Origin of the sequence: Paenibacillus cucumis (ex Kampfer et al. 2016) (genome assembly GCF_019748695.1) — a bacterium.
In the GTDB taxonomy this organism is placed as follows: Bacteria; Bacillota; Bacilli; order Paenibacillales; family Paenibacillaceae; genus Paenibacillus; species Paenibacillus polysaccharolyticus.
The window spans coordinates 130,099-145,037 of the sequence record NZ_JACLIC010000007.1; the positions used below are offsets into that span (position 1 = coordinate 130,099).

Here is a 14,939-nt window from a genome sequence, read left to right on the forward strand (position 1 = left end):
TCTCTACAAATTCCATCATCTTATATAACCTCCGTTATGTATCATTCTTAGTTGCCCTATAGTTCACCAATTACTCATAAATTTTGCCCATATACATCATCTGAGCACATCGCTTCCAAGGGTTATCAGGCTTCTCATAATGCGTTAATCCGTTAACGGATTCCTGCCCCCAATCTGCCGCAGCTTCCAAAAATGATTCGATTGAATCATGCTGCCATTCATCGCGACAGGTTTGCCGATCTTTGCTCAAAGCAATCAGGAAAGCAATAAAAGTTGCCTCATCCTGCACCTCATTCACAAGTTCAAATAATGTCTTCTGCACCGCGTTCTGGACCTTCTTTCATGTTGTACTTGTTAATCGATGTCCGCAATGATCCATTTCGCAGCATCACCATCTGCTTTCCATTTCCAAAACACCATGGTGGAGCTGGACTCGATGTCGTCTTCGTCCACTTCCGTAATCATTACAACACCTTGATAGAGCTTTTTTTGTTCCGTAATCGTAATGTCACCCATGGAAGTGATTTTACGAAAAGTATAATTCGGCATGCCGGAGATCGGAGATTCCGGCGCAAAGAGGCTCATATATGCCTTTTCATCCTGTTCATATAAGTAACGCATATGCGTATTCATTAGTTTGACAATTTCCAGCTCATCACCAGAATACTTGCTCTCATCCACATATTCGGGCGGGGCAACTTCATCTTGTGGCGTAGAGACTGCTGATTCATCTTCATCCACGGTTAATTCGTCATTCGTACTTACCGAGACCTCTGGTTGCTGTGTATCCTCAGGCTTTGTTTTACTCTGACAAGCCGTTACAAGCAACAACATAACACTGAGGATCAAGGCATACTTTCGGATCATTCCACTTCACTCCCAGTTCGTTTTCAACCCATGACTTCCTGTAGATGTAAAAATTTTCTCCCAGGTACATCATAACCCATAATGTGGGATTTGCGAACGAAATAAGTTAACTTCAAGACCACATCCTTCCATCATAAAAAAACACGCTGCCTGCATGGATATATCCATGCTATATGCAAGCGCGCTAGCTTAATTATTTATTTACAAACCTATTTAATATTCCTGTACCCTTAACTTGGAGCTCCTTCCCATCCTCATCCTTCAAAAGATATCGGTAGGTTGATAGAATGCCCAACTTTCGTGAATGTCCATTAACAAATTGAAGCGTCTTCTCACCATCGGAAGTCAGTTCTGTAAATCTTCTACCATCATTCACATCATATGAAACATGAATTCCATACTCACTTCCAAGCCATGCCTCAAAATCTTTTTCATCTGGATTCGTTAGTACCAAAATTCCAACCACCAGAGCCACTACAGCAACGCCAATCTGTAATCTTCTGCTTCTAGTTCTAGTTTTCCTATGCTGCATTACCATCTTTGCTGACCTCATTTCGTAAATCCTCACATCGTGTTAAAACTCAAATACCTCTTTCTTATCTATTAAGCAACCCTTCATCAAACCATACATCCTCATAATCCTCGGCAATCAGGAACCTCCATCCCGGAGCAAGTCCGAGATATCGACTAATCTTCGCATCCCATTCATCAATATGAGCAACATGTAGCGGTACAAAGAAATCATCAGCTGCCGAATATTCCTCGGCCCAAATGTACCAGCCCGTCGTATCGCCTTCTGGCTGAATTCGCATCCCATGGATAGGCTCGCGTTTCTCCTTTACGTTCCAGGCAATCCCTACCTTCAGGTGGGGTTCACTCGGAACATAGTCTGCATGGTATTTCTCACACAGTTGCTTCTGTACGTGTATAGCACTCTCCTGCTTCACCATATCCCTCCATCCTTGGCATCAGATGCTGTAATAGCCTCTGTATCCTGATAACCATTCGTCTTTGCAAAAATCCACAAAGTCGTACGGCTCGCACTTCTTGAGATAAAGCACCTGATCATGCGCTTGTTCGCCGCCCTTTTTTTCCAGATACACGATTGTTTCTTCAAAGCCTGCACCGCAAAGCAGCTGCACATCAATGTAACTGCCTGCGTCCTGATTTTTTCGTTTGGCTTGCCAGATCAGCTCTGTGTCCTCTACGCTACCGATAGCAAACAACATGATGCACAGCAGTTTCAATACCTCATGATCCTCTATTTTCTGATTCTCCATCTCTTGTTGCAGCAGCCTACGAATGGACTCCCGCTGTTCCTTGTCAGGCTCTATTCCGTATACTTGCAAAAGCTCATCTTCATTCATAGCTGTTCACCTGACTTACTTCAGAATGTCGTTTAATTCTTCCGCTTTTTTCCTGCTATCCATTCTAGCATAAAAATAAAACGCAATAACATGCAACACGATTGATAGAAGCCACATTCCCGGGAACCAAGGCGCAATTAGCTCAAACATCTCTCTGGAAAACAACCAAATGATGCCCATGCCTCCGGCAATGTTACATGTAGAAGAAATAACGATGTTCCATATCGGCTTCAACGTAAGATGATTCCACAGTGCGCTGTACATCACTCCAAACAATAAAGCCGCAATAAGGGAAATGCCTGCAATGTTCCACAAATACACCATTTGAATGGGCTGATCGCGGTAGAACAGCGTCAGCAGCAGGATGACCCAAAGAGTAGTGACCGTAAATACCTGAAAAAATGATTGTTTAAGCTGATTGATCATGATAGTTTCCTCCTAAAGTTTTGAATATAAAACCGACTGACGGAGTAGCTGGAGCCATCGGTCAGATTAACCTGAATTCTGGCATGTTCGGCAGCTGAAAAGTTGCTGATATGTGTGGTGTTAATCATCGTCTGATTGTTGATTCGTACGAATGAAGTATCTTGAAAATCTTTTTCCACATATTTCAGACGTTGGTTAAGCAAATATCTCTCTCCTGTGACGACACGCACCCCGCACATGCGATCTTCCGATTCAATGGCAATGACGCTGCTAAGTCTAATCCTCACCTGACGATTGTTTTTCGCCTGGATCACGACCAGTTCCGTCTCGGATTGACCAATCGCTTCCCGAATACGATCCCACTTTGACTTCTCTGCAGGATGAGTTACTATTTTGGCCTCGTTAGGCTGCATCTCCTGATTTTCCTCAAACATAACTTTCACACGTTGCCCTCCTCTCACCACTCATATTACATATCTGAAAAGACACTTCCCACTACTTTGCGTTTTGTTGCATGAACCCGTAGTTGTGTTGCATTAAAAACAAAAAAACTACTCTTCAGAGTAGTTTTACGATCTTTTGCTCGTTTTTCTATGCCTCTGCCTTAACCTCTAAAACCAAGTCCTGATGCTGCCGTACCCACTCATTCATCGTTGTGATCGCTTGCTGTGAAGCCTGCCGATATGCTGCGTATAAACGCTCCGTCTGCTGAAGCAACTGAGGGTCATGTTCCAAATCGGTTGGCGATACTTCGTGCCATGTTTCTCCGGATTTTTTTACATCCGTTATAAGTGCTTCAATATCATCCAGTACATCAATCATCTCATTCAAATCAAAAAATTGCATGCCTTTCCTGATCCCGCTCCAGCTACGCAAATCAATGATGTTATATGCCGAGAACCAATAAAACTCTGCCAGACTTTTGGTGTGATTATGATAGGAATAAAACAGGTATAGCGCTTGTTGCCCTTCGTTTAGCCGCATGTATACCTCTTTTTTGGCTTCCATACTCTGTCCGCGGACGGAGAGCAGCATCGGTTCAATACACAGCCAGCTTAGTTTTTGGGATTTTAAATCTTCTTTTCTGATCTCAGCCTTCATTACAAGCTCCTCTCTTTTATCATGCTGTAGCACAAAATATGCTGAATACCGCGGTTGCCCATTCGGGTCAATCCAAGGTCAAGAAAACCAGATTTTACATAAAACTGATATGCAGCCTTGTTTGCCTCATTCACAGCGAGAATGATTTCGTCAATCTCAGGATGAAACTCACGTACCCAATCAGGCAGTTGCTTCATGGCATCCAGTGCATAACCTTTCCCTTGATATTGCTCCGAGATCGACAGCGCACGAATGAGTATTTTGTGATCAGACTCCACAGACTCCACGTATTCTGACCCTTTATGTAAAACAAAGAACCCTACAGGCACAGCCTGATGTAAAATAACGATCGGATCTTTGTCCGGATTGATCATAGCCTCTTCGATCACCTGGGCAGGCAATGCCGTAAAGTGAACTTGTTCATTTTTCAGCGTAAACCGGGTTAAATCTTGATGATATTGTTCTTCATATGGTACCAAACGAATACCTTGTCCCATCCTGTTTCCCCACTTTCAGTCTCGCTAAAAATCTATATAGATTCTCTGAATTCCCTTTTTCATAGGGGAAAATCCGGTGATAAAGGCGACCGCTTCGCTTTTTCAGGTTTTTTCTGTGCTCTCCGTTAAAGTGTAAATGAATAGTTCAACTTATAGATGTTCGTAGACATGCCATTCTTTGAATCTTGTTTTCAAATTCAAGGCGGTCTTCAATATAAAAGTTGATATACTGTCCATCGTCAACACATGGAAATCATCCGCAGGCTCGTTCTCCTTGTTCATAAGGAAATCCAACTTTTCTCCCCTGTACTCGTACACCTCATGTGCTGACAGACCGCCAAACTCATATGCTTTTGCTGTCATCAACTGATCTAACCATCCGTAAGCACCGACGTATTCACGCAGGATTCTAAACTCCAGCTTTTTCACATCATGGGTGTACACACTTCGTCCATTCGGGTCAGCTTCGTAAGGTGGATAAATCTGATATGTCCACTCTCGATCAGTGTATATATGGGCGATGTAACCGCATAGGTATTGCGCAAATTGGTGGTCTTGCTGCATCCGCTGTCTGTTTGATTCAATAACATGCTGAAAATCAGTATCTGTAGGAAATTCATGCTCTACAGCCATCAGGTGAGTTTTTGCCTTTTCACTGCGTATGTTCGTTCTCACATGAATGGAATCCGGTGCTAGGCTTCCCAGTAAGAATGATGGAGATGGATGCAGTACGATTTCAGATGCAACTGCAAAATGAACCATTGGCCAAGGCAAGCAAAGCCCTCCTTTTATCCAGAGATGTTATGATTTCAATGACGAAGCAGCGTAGCTTCACCTTTCATCAGGTCGATAAATACAGGCTGCTGAACCTTGTTGATGACTGACAAATCGATCTCATCCAGCTGATGAAACACAAGCTGCAGCGATTCTCTTTGTTCATCTTCAAACAAAAGCGTTCTATGATCCGCGGCCAATTCGTAAGAAATCACCTCCAAGCCCGTTTCCTCTTTCACTTCCCTGATCATCGTCTCTTCGATCTGCTCACCGGCCTCCATACCGCCCCCAGGTAATCCCCAATCTCCGTAATCCGATCTTCGTTGAAGCAAAATTTTCCCTGCATGGTCTCGAATAATAGCGCCGCCTGTTACGATAATACGTCTAGTCATTGCTCCCCCTCTTTCAACAGATCGTTATACGCCAAAATGTATAATACAACGTCCGGTCTCTGCAGCATACTTTGTCATGACTGCAAGCTTGCTCAATTGATCTATTAAAACGGTTTTGTCATACACAAGCTTCTCATCGCATCTCTTCCCCGTCGTTACATCGATGCAATAATTCCCTGTAAGAACAATCGGGTCAGGAGCAAGGCTAAGTAACTCATTCCATGATCGTATAATTTGCTCAAGCTTCAACAGGATATCCTGCCCAACAATAACGGTTATCCCATGTACATTCAGTCCTGTATGTCTTGTATCAGTGCTCGGATTCCATGTGTCTAACCAACGAAGAGTATCATGGATGTAAGATATAAATTCATCCTCAAACACAGCCTGCTCTACTACCCCAAGTCCACGTTTATATACCTTTCCATCAGAGTCCCAAGAGTAAGCATCCATCAAGTTTTCTTTGAGAACGGTTTGATCTTCAACAACAAATTGATGATTTGGCATTATGACTTCCTCCCAGTAACAGGGTCACTCATGCTGTCTCCTTGCCTCTTTCCGCACAAACAAAGAAGCAACAAGTGCAACGGAGCTGACAAGCGGTAACCATGTCATCCAGCCCATAATTATTAGTATAGGTGCCAGCATCAGAATGACACCGAAAAACACCATCAGACGCAGCCTTTTTTTAATGCCTTTGACCGTCCAGATCAGCCCCGTGCAAGAAAGTACGATTAATAAAGCAATGTAGTATCCATCCATCCTGCTTTTCCCCCTTCGAGAATAAAATCAGCATTTTGATGAACAGTAACCTCCGTTTATGACATCCGCGATCCAATCAAGTAATCAACCACCGGGTACGAGATTACGTTGCGATCCCTGTAGGCCGAAGTTACGGCATCTGAATATGTGCTAAGAACACCGTTCTGGAGCATCACGGGTCTGAATCCACGCTCCATGGCACCATTGTATGTGAACAGGACACACTCTTCTGCGGCAAAACCGGATACGATGAGCAGTTCAACGCCTAAATCTTTGAGCGTCTGCTCCAGATTGGTTTGCCAGAATGCATTGGAACTCTCTTTGGTGATCGTAATATCTTCCCCATCCACATCAATCTCTGAAATGACCTGATATTGCTCGGGTTCTGCTCCCTCCATGCCTTCCACATCTTGAATATGCACGACCACATGGTCATTGGAGCGAAGTACGTTCGCGACATGATTGATATATTCGCAGGCATGGTCTATAGCCTTCTGATCCATCTTTTGACGCACAATGCTCTCTTGCATATCCACAATTAACAATCCTGTTTTCATCCGATCTCTCCTTCTAATATCCAATGGTTTAATTCGTATTTCTGCTTGTCGTTATCCAGTTAATCATCCCTAAACAATTCATGCAGCATTCGATCCCGATTCTCCAGAAAGCTGCGAGTAATCTGATAATGATCTGTATCCTCATACCTAATCTCGTGAATATGTCCGTCGTCAAAACTTAGAATATTGGCCCCCGGATACCCGAGCAGAATGGGCGAATGTGTCGCAATGATAAATTGCGAAGTACTCGACAAGTCATGAATAATTCGTAGCAACGAGAGCTGCCGCGCTGGAGACAAAGCGGCCTCTGGCTCGTCAAGCAGATAAATCCCCTTGGAACTGAAACGGTTGATGAACAAGTTAAGAAAAGACTCTCCATGGGATTGCTCATGCAGCGAACGTCCGCCATAATATCGAAGCGATTCCGGCATCTCATCGACATGGGATGCAAATTGATAGAACGATTCCGATCGCAAGAAGAAACCGTTTGCCATTTTAGGCAACCAGGCCAGTCTTAGATAGTCTCCTAGTGAGGACTCAGATGCATGTGTTTCAAACACGTTATTCCGCCCGCCTCCGGCGGTATTAAATTCACATTGATGCGCGATGCCTTCCAGCAATGTTGATTTTCCAGATCCATTTTCACCAACAAAAAACGTAACGTTATTGCTAAACTCCAGTCGCCCCATGGAATGAATCGACGGGATACTGAAGGGATATTCCCCAGGTTGCTCGATCTTGTCTGACATTAATTCAACACTTCGAAGATACATGATCTACCTCCTGCCATAGGTTCATTCACGTTAACCCCTATGTCCATCGTACCCTATAATCCAATATTTTGGAAACCGCATCAATTGAAAAAGAGCGAGCCCGATCGCTCACTCTTTATGTTCCTTTTCCATGTAGCTGTACACACTTGTTCTCGAGCAAAGCACCGTATTTAAGAACTAAAACAGATGCACACGATCCTGATCCTTAGGCTAATTAAAATACAAATCTTCGCTGTGCCCAGTAGCTGAACACAAAAATTGAAATTTCCGTCAGAATTTTAGCCGCCAATAGCGGAATGATCAGTTGTTCATTATACAAATATAACAAACCGTAGTTTAGTAGTAGCACAAGCACCACAAGCGAGAAATATTTCGGTAACGACTGCCCGATCTTGGAGCCCCTACCTGCGGAAAATACATATTTGCGATTCATGGTGTAATTGAACATGGAACTGCAAAGCCTTGCGGCAACCACCGACAGAAACAGATTATGTGTGAAATACTGCATGATAAATAATAATCCAAAATCAATCAGAGCAGATAAGACAGAAGATGTACTGAACATCAGAATAGGCATGTAGATACGAAACGAGTCTGCCAAAGGACGGAAATGGGAGGATTCATTGTGGTCCAGATAGACCGTATCAATGAATTCTTCTGTAATCTCATATCCTTCCTTATGTGCGTTTAGTAGCATGTTCATCTCATACTCAAACCGTTCTCCGGGAATTTGGCACAGCCAGTCCAGCATCGCATATGGAAAACCACGAAGTCCCGTCTGTGTATCATTCACCTTAGTGCCTGTTGTCAGCGCAAACACAGTACGGGTAACACGGTTACCGAAACGACTACGGACAGGCACCTTACCTGTAAAGCGACGACTTCCTAATACAATGCCAGGGCTTGTCTGCGCAAGCAGTGTCTCAAAGATACTCCGAATATCATGCGGCAGATGCTGCCCGTCACTATCTGCACATACGACTCCGCCTTGCGGTCCATGCTCTCTAATATATTGGAAGCCGGTCTTCAGTGCCCGGCCTTTGCCCCGATTGACCTCATGTGTCAGCACTGTACAACCGTACGCCTCAGCTGTCTCGAAAATTCCACGGTATTCAGCCCCGCTACCATCGTCCACGATAACAATAGGCCCTAGCTTAAATGTCTGCAACTGCATAACCAGATTCAATAAACGAACGTCCGGTTCATAGGATGGAATAAGGATTGTCATATTATTGTGCCTCCGTTAGATACAGAATGTCACTTACGCCACGCTCCTGATTACGTCCCAAAGGATTGTTCACGACCCTGCCCATAAAATACATGGTGGAAGAACCTCCGCCGTCAAGGTTGTAAGCCTCAGTTGCGCCCAGGTCTTTCATCGTCTGGGCAAGTTCAGCCAGCGTCATGCCCCGGCTGTCATCCTGTCTTCCATCGACTACAACAAACACATAGTGGTTTGGAGCTATCATACCGATAGCTGTTCGTGGATTCGCATCCTGAATGGAGCGATTGCCAAAGTTATTGTCGATTTTCACACGACTGAAATCACTAGTAATTTCACCGTTCTGCACCAGAATCGGCCCAAAGGATAACGTATTGGTTACCCCTTCTGCCAGCAGTTCAGCAGAGGAAATATCATTTTCGTCATACGTTTTGATCGTCCCGTCATTGAACAGGGCTAACGCATCCCTTGTCGGGCTGTCCCGATACAACACGCCATTACGGATAATGACACCATCATCACGGAATCCGTAGTAGTCACCGTTTATCGCAAAAATCGCGTTGTTTGCTTCGGCAATCTCCGATGTGTCCTCCGTGATATTGGTGCCAAAGCTATTGTCCGCCAGCGCAGTTCGCAAACTGCTCGCGTCCTTCGCCTGTACATCAGCTACATAATAGGTAATCTGATCCGAGCCGGAGCCTGTCTGCACCTTCTGAATCTGTATCTTTAGATCATCACTGCTGTAATTCCAGTCATCCGACGTTGCATGTACACCCGTTGCACTCGTTGTAGTAGAGGTTGTACTCGCTGTTCCCTCAGATCCAGCATTCGCCGTTGCAGGAGTAGCTACCGTGTTATCATCAGCCACAACCACCTGTACATGCCGAATCAAATATCGGTCAGCCAGGCTGTACAGAATGCTACCTATAACAATGACAGCCACAAGGGTAAAGGTAAGCCACCTGCGTTTTTTTCGGGAAACAGGAATGCTATGTTGGTCTTTCCGATTGTTTTTTTCAAAGAGTTTGATCATGTATCATTCACCTCTCCAGATTCATTTACGTTCTAATGCCATATTAGGACCGGTAACTTAAATGAATCTGAAATGAAAGAGGTAAGATGACCATGAGTTTATCTTTAAAATACAAAAAAGATCCTCCGTTTCCGTTAAAGGAATTCAGAAGATCTCAAAGTTGAAGTTGGATTTATCTATGCAAACAACGCATCGTAAGCCGGGCAAGGCCGGTTTTTCAGAAAATCTGTTAGCGCAACAGGCTGCTGCTTATAGATATCTTTTAGCGACGTGCCACTATAAATGTTACCAATCACCACCGGATGACACAGCTCACAGATCAGAATGTCACCGTTACCATGCAAGTGTAATTGTTTCGTACCGTCCACACAGTTCGAGAAATATACACCTGGCTGTTCACGCAGATTCAATTGTTTGGCAAACCGATCCATACATGTAAAATAGAGCGTTGTATCCGGCTTTTTATGTTCGATTAACGCCGTGACCGATTGAACCAGTGACTCTTTGGAGACAATCTGACTCCAGTCGGTGTGTGGCATCTTGATGCTATTCTGAATCTCATGAATACGAACACCCAAGTCGTAGACTTTATCGCTGATTGCCTGCATATTTTCCTGATTGCCTTTGAACAGCAATGTTTCTAGCACCGTTTCCAGACCCAGCTCCGTGCACAGACGGATGTTTTGTTCCAATCTCTCATACATGCGTGGATGCACACGATAGTAGGCAGCATACGACTCCGCATCGGTGTAGTTGAAAGAAATATGGATGTTGGACAAGCCGGCATCCCGTAATGTTATGATTCTTTCCTCTGTCAACAGACTGGCATTGGTGTTCAGCTGTGTATCGATGCCATGTGCTGCACAGTACGTTACAATCTCCAGACAATCCTGATATTTCAGCGTCACCTCGCCGCCTGACAGGCGTACCCGCTTGAGATGTGGAAGCTCACGAATAATGCGAATGACCTCTGCACCGCTGATACACTCCCCATCATCTCGATTGTATGCACAGCAATAGTCGCATTTATAATTGCAATTCGAAGTCACCCCAACCTCTAGCCCTTCCAACTCATAGACGCCCGGGTTCTCCAGTTCAAGTGCTTTATATTTGTTTCTGATCGTCATACGCCTCCCCTGATTATCTTTCAGCCAGTTACCTCCACGTCCTGATAACCTGAAGATTATAGCGAAAGACATTCCAAGGGCGCTATGACATTATGTACGTTCCATATAAAAATGATGAACTCCTGCACCTCTATAATTTCAAACGAATAAAACCGGCGACAGCAATAACGATTACCGTATACGCTGATCTAATCTGCAATTGTGCAATGTCTGAACCATCCGTCGGTGGATGCATCAACATGATATAGAGAAAGTACAAATACACCAGAATTGAGATACCAATCACGATATTCAGCATTTTTTTTATCAAATCAGGTTTCCTTTCTTAACATGGTGCCTTGGAGTTCTGTTACTTTACGATCTTAAATGAGGAATCCTGTTCGTGTCCAATATGCTCCAGCCATTTTTCATGTTCTGAACCGTGTGAATACTCGTGTTGTCGATGGGATAAAAACTGGACGTATTGCTCCACTCCCTGTTAGCCAGCACATAATAAAGGACATTAATCACCCCACCGTGGGTCACCAGTAAAACATTCGATTGGATTCGCTTCTCTTCGAGTTGAACACAAAGATTCTCGAATGCATTTTGTATTCTTGTATAAAAATGGGTCGGACTTTCTCCGCCCGGAAAAGCAGTGTCCATCTTGAGCGTATTAAAATAAATCCCGGGGTACTTTTCCTCCGCTTCCGCATGGAGCATACCCGCCATGTCACCATTGTTCATCTCACGCCAATCAGGTGTGTGTATACCTCGAATGCCCAATGACTCTTCAATGGCTTGGCTTGTTTGCACCGCACGGGGTAGATCGCTGCTTATCACCGTATGAATATCATATTGCTCTTTATGTTCATACAGATACGATCCTAAAGCTCTGGTTTGAATAACACCTGCTTCGGTGAGTCCCCTTTGGCTCCAACCGCCGCGATAACCTTCTTCGTCTGCACCGTGTCGAACCAGGAAAATCTTCATGGCGTTCTTGTCACCTCTCACTGTCTCATCATTTAACGAACAAAAGTATTTTGCACACGTTCAGACTTGATAAAATACGGAATCCAGATCGCACAGGCAATGGCGGATCTTGCAATATCCCGAATCGAGCTTCCGTCTGCCAGTTCTCTCGCCATCGGAATCTGAGAGAGCAGCAGAGAATCCACGATGCCTACTGTAAGGCTAAGACTGTAAAAAATAATCATCAGGCGTGGAAGAATCGCTTTTTTACGATAAAAAGCAACGATGACATACACCGTGAATAATAGAAACAATATGTTGTAAATCGCCTCAAAAATAATCATTGGACCCCAAAGTGGGTGATAATAACCTGAATCTTTCGAAGTTAGAATCTCCCATGTCTCTGTGTTTAAAATGGGTAAAACAGACTGGCTAATCTGTGCAAGGAGCATCACTAATGTGAACCACAAACCAATCTGGATTAGGATCAGCCAGCCTCCGAGTCCAGACACACCCAATGGACGGTATTCTATCATTGATTCTTGAAATGGTTCTTGTCGAGGTTCTTGTTGCACTTCTAACACGTCCTTCTCTTATGCTGTTTTAACTGCCGCTATTCAATTCCATATGTATAAATACTCTATACGTTTCTTTCCTATTCTTACTTGAAAGCTATTTAGTTCCTCCCATAAAAATTTACACAACTTCCTTATTGTACTACAGTGAAGAAATGAGGCATACTCATTTTTTCTACCTCCTATTATCAGGTTCGTTATACTTACACCATGTTCCGTCCCGTCCGCTCATGTCATAATTCAACTTAACAACAGCAGCCTACGATGCTGCTTACGATTACTTATAATAAGGAGGATTTAGCCATGCCTGATCCAAAATTAACGTTACTGCCTTTTGCAGATATCTCCGTTTATACCGAAGGTTTCGATATCGTCTCCGTACAGTGGGGACACGATGGCCTTGCATATATACTACTTATCAATCAAGTCCCTGAACGAAGAAAAGGTATGTTCGTGCAAACCAAACTAAAGGAGCCATACACGTACAAAGTGCTGATTGTATCGGATCAATATGTCCAGGAAGTTGTCATCGGGGGACAACAATTTCACTATCATTATGTACAGCCTTTACAAGAACATCTTCTGCTCGTTGGTGCGCGCTGCACCTATTATGGAAACGATCAATTTGATCTGAACGCCAAAGTATGTGATATGGAAGGCACGACGATTCGAGAATTTTTGCTCGGGGATGGGATTCAGAGTGTACAGGTGACGAAGCATGGAACGATCTGGACGAGTTACTTCGATGAAGGTATCTTTGGTAACTATGGCTGGGATCAGCCCGTTGGGGCGAGTGGATTGCTCGCTTGGGATGCATACGGGAATGTGCTCTATAAAAATAACAGTGCAGACATTGCAGATTGTTATGCACTCAATGTGGTGAACGAGGAAGAAGTCTGGTTCTACTATTATAGTGACTTTTCACTTGGCTGTATTTCGGGAGGATTCAAACCGGAGTCTACTCGAGTGAACTTCCTGAATCCGAATATATCAGGTTCCTCCGGTTTCTGTACGGATGGATATCACTTCCTGTTTGATGCCGGGTACGGGAAGCATGGAACATTTATTTTCAAGAAAATGCAGAAGTCTGGCAGCCTCACCAAAGGAACGAAGTTCCAATTGCTGAACGAGAAAAACCGTCCCTTCCAACAGGCGCGACAGGATTTTCGTCAGGATCGCCTGCTACTGAGTGAGGGTGACTTGCTGTATCAAGTCACGATGGAAGAACTGTTATCTGTTATAGAGTAGCTTCCAAAGGAGCTGAGGAATGAGGAAACGATCAAAAAAGCTTGAAATCAAAGATTAAAGTCATACCTTAAAGGACAATCCCTCTTCCTCCAGCGATTTACGCAGTATAGGCATGGACGATGGCCCTATACCGTGCAGTTTCAGAATTTCTTTTTCCGTATATTCAGCAAGTTTTGGTAATGTCGTAATATCTTCTGCTTCCAGTGCGCGTCTTACCGGAGCAGACAGTAGACTCATAAATCCCTCTTTAGGTTTACGTTCCGCCTCACATTTGGGACAAGTCGAACAATCACTCTTTTTAAGAAATGTATGTCCCTTCTCGCATGTTCGCCGTGTTCCTTTATTGATTGTCATTTGGGCTTTCCTCCTTAGAGATTGTATAATACGTTTGATAATAAGTTTACTAGAATGAAATTTAAATTGCAGGAGTGTGTTTAAATGAATTTAAAAGAAAAACTGATGTACATACGAGAAAATCAATATCAAGCACAGTCAGACGCCTTCGTCCTGATCCAAGAAATGTTACATAACATAGGTACGGTGGACGCACAATTGCGTGATGAATTGATCTATACCACCCTATCTCACTGGATTCCTAGCCTTTCTCTGACTACATCCGAATTAGAACACATTTTAACCACCGTTTTAGATCGTGACCATCTGCTTTATGGACTGGGGGAAACCCATTCCGACTCCGTATTCACACGTTCCTTTTCCATGCTGGTCATCCCTCTTCTTCTCATGAGACACGCAGCATCGCCCTTTCTGTCAAGTGAGCGTATTCATCAGATTAAGGACGTGGTCTTTCACAATGTACGAGAAGAAAAGGATTACCGTGGATATGATGAAACTAAGGGTTGGGCTCACGCTGTAGCTCATGCTGCTGATGTGTTGGAAGATTTGGCTCAATATAATGAATTAGATGAGGCTGATTTATCAACGATGCTGGATCTGGTGTACGAGAAAATGACGATCAGTGACCGGGTCTATTCCGATGGCGAAGACGAACGAATGATAACACCAGTCATGTGTATTCTGGATAGAAACATCCTTAGTCAGGCGTCCGTTCAACAATGGATTCAACGTTTTGGCACAGTGGAGAATGAATCCGAATTTTTGCCTGCCTTCAGGCAAAAAAACAACATTAAAAACTTTCTCAAAAGTCTTTATTTTAGAATCAAATTTCATGGAGTGTATGATGCTGACTTATGTCCAACGATTGAACAAACGTTATATAAAGTAGAACCGGTCTACTATACATCCTGAA

Annotated in this window: 24 protein-coding genes; 2 read left to right on the forward strand and 22 right to left on the reverse strand. The window is 43.8% G+C overall.

Annotated elements, in window-relative coordinates:
* Positions 1-70 precede the first annotated feature (70 nt).
* The 21 genes from H7T88_RS03625 to H7T88_RS03725 all read right to left on the reverse strand — a co-directional run bounded on the left by H7T88_RS03625 (position 71) and on the right by H7T88_RS03725 (position 12,385).
* Positions 71-322, reverse strand: coding sequence for a DUF7660 family protein (locus H7T88_RS03625; protein ID WP_221786935.1), 252 nt, complete (start codon positions 320-322; stop codon positions 71-73).
* A gap of 32 nt (positions 323-354) precedes the next feature.
* Positions 355-867 carry a hypothetical protein gene (locus H7T88_RS03630; protein ID WP_221786945.1) on the reverse strand — a complete coding sequence of 171 codons (513 nt, stop codon included), beginning with the start codon at positions 865-867 and terminating at the stop codon, positions 355-357.
* Positions 868-1,060: 193 nt separating this feature from the next.
* A complete protein-coding gene (locus H7T88_RS03635; protein ID WP_221786947.1) occupies positions 1,061-1,405 on the reverse strand; it encodes a hypothetical protein in 345 nt (114 codons plus the stop codon).
* A gap of 58 nt (positions 1,406-1,463) precedes the next feature.
* Positions 1,464-1,817, reverse strand: a complete 354-nt coding sequence (locus tag H7T88_RS03640; protein ID WP_261769181.1) for an immunity protein Imm33 domain-containing protein — start codon at positions 1,815-1,817, stop codon at positions 1,464-1,466.
* Positions 1,818-1,835: 18 nt separating this feature from the next.
* Complete coding sequence (locus H7T88_RS03645; RefSeq protein WP_221786949.1) at positions 1,836-2,234, reverse strand: hypothetical protein; 399 nt, start codon at positions 2,232-2,234, stop codon at positions 1,836-1,838.
* Positions 2,235-2,249: 15 nt separating this feature from the next.
* Entirely contained in the window at positions 2,250-2,660 is a 411-nt protein-coding gene (locus H7T88_RS03650; RefSeq protein ID WP_154982934.1) for a hypothetical protein, read from the reverse strand.
* Entirely contained in the window at positions 2,657-3,094 is a 438-nt protein-coding gene (locus H7T88_RS03655; RefSeq protein WP_260510709.1) for a LytTR family DNA-binding domain-containing protein, read from the reverse strand. Before H7T88_RS03655 ends, H7T88_RS03650 begins: the two co-directional genes overlap by 4 nt.
* A gap of 157 nt (positions 3,095-3,251) precedes the next feature.
* The gene (locus H7T88_RS03660; RefSeq protein ID WP_221786952.1) at positions 3,252-3,761 is read right to left on the reverse strand and encodes a hypothetical protein; all 510 of its coding nucleotides are present in this window, start codon (positions 3,759-3,761) and stop codon (positions 3,252-3,254) included.
* Positions 3,761-4,258, reverse strand: a complete 498-nt coding sequence (locus H7T88_RS03665; RefSeq protein ID WP_221786954.1) for a GNAT family N-acetyltransferase — start codon at positions 4,256-4,258, stop codon at positions 3,761-3,763. Before H7T88_RS03665 ends, H7T88_RS03660 begins: the two co-directional genes overlap by 1 nt.
* A gap of 150 nt (positions 4,259-4,408) precedes the next feature.
* Positions 4,409-5,032, reverse strand: a complete 624-nt coding sequence (locus H7T88_RS03670) for a hypothetical protein (RefSeq protein WP_154982930.1) — start codon at positions 5,030-5,032, stop codon at positions 4,409-4,411.
* A gap of 35 nt (positions 5,033-5,067) precedes the next feature.
* Positions 5,068-5,424, reverse strand: a complete 357-nt coding sequence (locus tag H7T88_RS03675) for an NUDIX domain-containing protein (protein ID WP_221786956.1) — start codon at positions 5,422-5,424, stop codon at positions 5,068-5,070.
* A gap of 24 nt (positions 5,425-5,448) precedes the next feature.
* The gene (locus H7T88_RS03680; RefSeq protein WP_221786957.1) at positions 5,449-5,931 is read right to left on the reverse strand and encodes a hypothetical protein; all 483 of its coding nucleotides are present in this window, start codon (positions 5,929-5,931) and stop codon (positions 5,449-5,451) included.
* Positions 5,932-5,955: 24 nt separating this feature from the next.
* Positions 5,956-6,186, reverse strand: coding sequence for a hypothetical protein (locus H7T88_RS03685; RefSeq protein ID WP_221786958.1), 231 nt, complete (start codon positions 6,184-6,186; stop codon positions 5,956-5,958).
* Between the two features lie 56 nt (positions 6,187-6,242).
* Positions 6,243-6,743: a cysteine hydrolase family protein gene (locus H7T88_RS03690; RefSeq protein WP_221786959.1), complete on the reverse strand. Its 501-nt coding sequence runs from the start codon at positions 6,741-6,743 to the stop codon at positions 6,243-6,245.
* A 59-nt stretch (positions 6,744-6,802) separates the two neighbouring features.
* A complete protein-coding gene (locus H7T88_RS03695) occupies positions 6,803-7,516 on the reverse strand; it encodes an AAA family ATPase (RefSeq protein ID WP_154982927.1) in 714 nt (237 codons plus the stop codon).
* 214 nt (positions 7,517-7,730) lie between these two features.
* Complete coding sequence (locus H7T88_RS03700; protein ID WP_221786960.1) at positions 7,731-8,744, reverse strand: bifunctional glycosyltransferase family 2/GtrA family protein; 1,014 nt, start codon at positions 8,742-8,744, stop codon at positions 7,731-7,733.
* Between the two features lies 1 nt (position 8,745).
* Positions 8,746-9,771, reverse strand: coding sequence for a phosphodiester glycosidase family protein (locus H7T88_RS03705; RefSeq protein ID WP_221786961.1), 1,026 nt, complete (start codon positions 9,769-9,771; stop codon positions 8,746-8,748).
* A gap of 176 nt (positions 9,772-9,947) precedes the next feature.
* Positions 9,948-10,898 carry a radical SAM protein gene (locus tag H7T88_RS03710; RefSeq protein ID WP_221786962.1) on the reverse strand — a complete coding sequence of 317 codons (951 nt, stop codon included), beginning with the start codon at positions 10,896-10,898 and terminating at the stop codon, positions 9,948-9,950.
* A gap of 130 nt (positions 10,899-11,028) precedes the next feature.
* On the reverse strand, positions 11,029-11,196 hold the full coding sequence (locus H7T88_RS03715) for a hypothetical protein (RefSeq protein WP_186812210.1): 168 nt from the start codon (positions 11,194-11,196) through the stop codon (positions 11,029-11,031).
* A 56-nt stretch (positions 11,197-11,252) separates the two neighbouring features.
* Positions 11,253-11,870, reverse strand: a complete 618-nt coding sequence (locus tag H7T88_RS03720; protein ID WP_221786963.1) for a histidine phosphatase family protein — start codon at positions 11,868-11,870, stop codon at positions 11,253-11,255.
* A 32-nt stretch (positions 11,871-11,902) separates the two neighbouring features.
* Positions 11,903-12,385 (reverse strand): DUF2569 domain-containing protein, encoded by a 483-nt coding sequence (locus H7T88_RS03725; protein WP_154982922.1) that lies wholly within the window; start codon positions 12,383-12,385, stop codon positions 11,903-11,905.
* Positions 12,386-12,727: 342 nt separating this feature from the next.
* Between H7T88_RS03725 and H7T88_RS03730 the strand changes: the two genes are divergently transcribed.
* Entirely contained in the window at positions 12,728-13,672 is a 945-nt protein-coding gene (locus H7T88_RS03730; RefSeq protein WP_221786964.1) for a YxiH-YxzG fusion protein, read from the forward strand.
* Positions 13,673-13,732: 60 nt separating this feature from the next.
* On the opposite strand, the gene H7T88_RS03735 is transcribed toward H7T88_RS03730, so the two are convergent.
* Positions 13,733-14,026, reverse strand: a complete 294-nt coding sequence (locus H7T88_RS03735) for an RNA polymerase alpha subunit C-terminal domain-containing protein (protein WP_154958348.1) — start codon at positions 14,024-14,026, stop codon at positions 13,733-13,735.
* Positions 14,027-14,110: 84 nt separating this feature from the next.
* Here H7T88_RS03735 and H7T88_RS03740 point away from each other — a divergent pair, with 84 nt between their 5' ends.
* Positions 14,111-14,938: a DUF2785 domain-containing protein gene (locus H7T88_RS03740; protein ID WP_090921999.1), complete on the forward strand. Its 828-nt coding sequence runs from the start codon at positions 14,111-14,113 to the stop codon at positions 14,936-14,938.
* The last annotated feature ends 1 nt before the right edge of the window (position 14,939 follow it).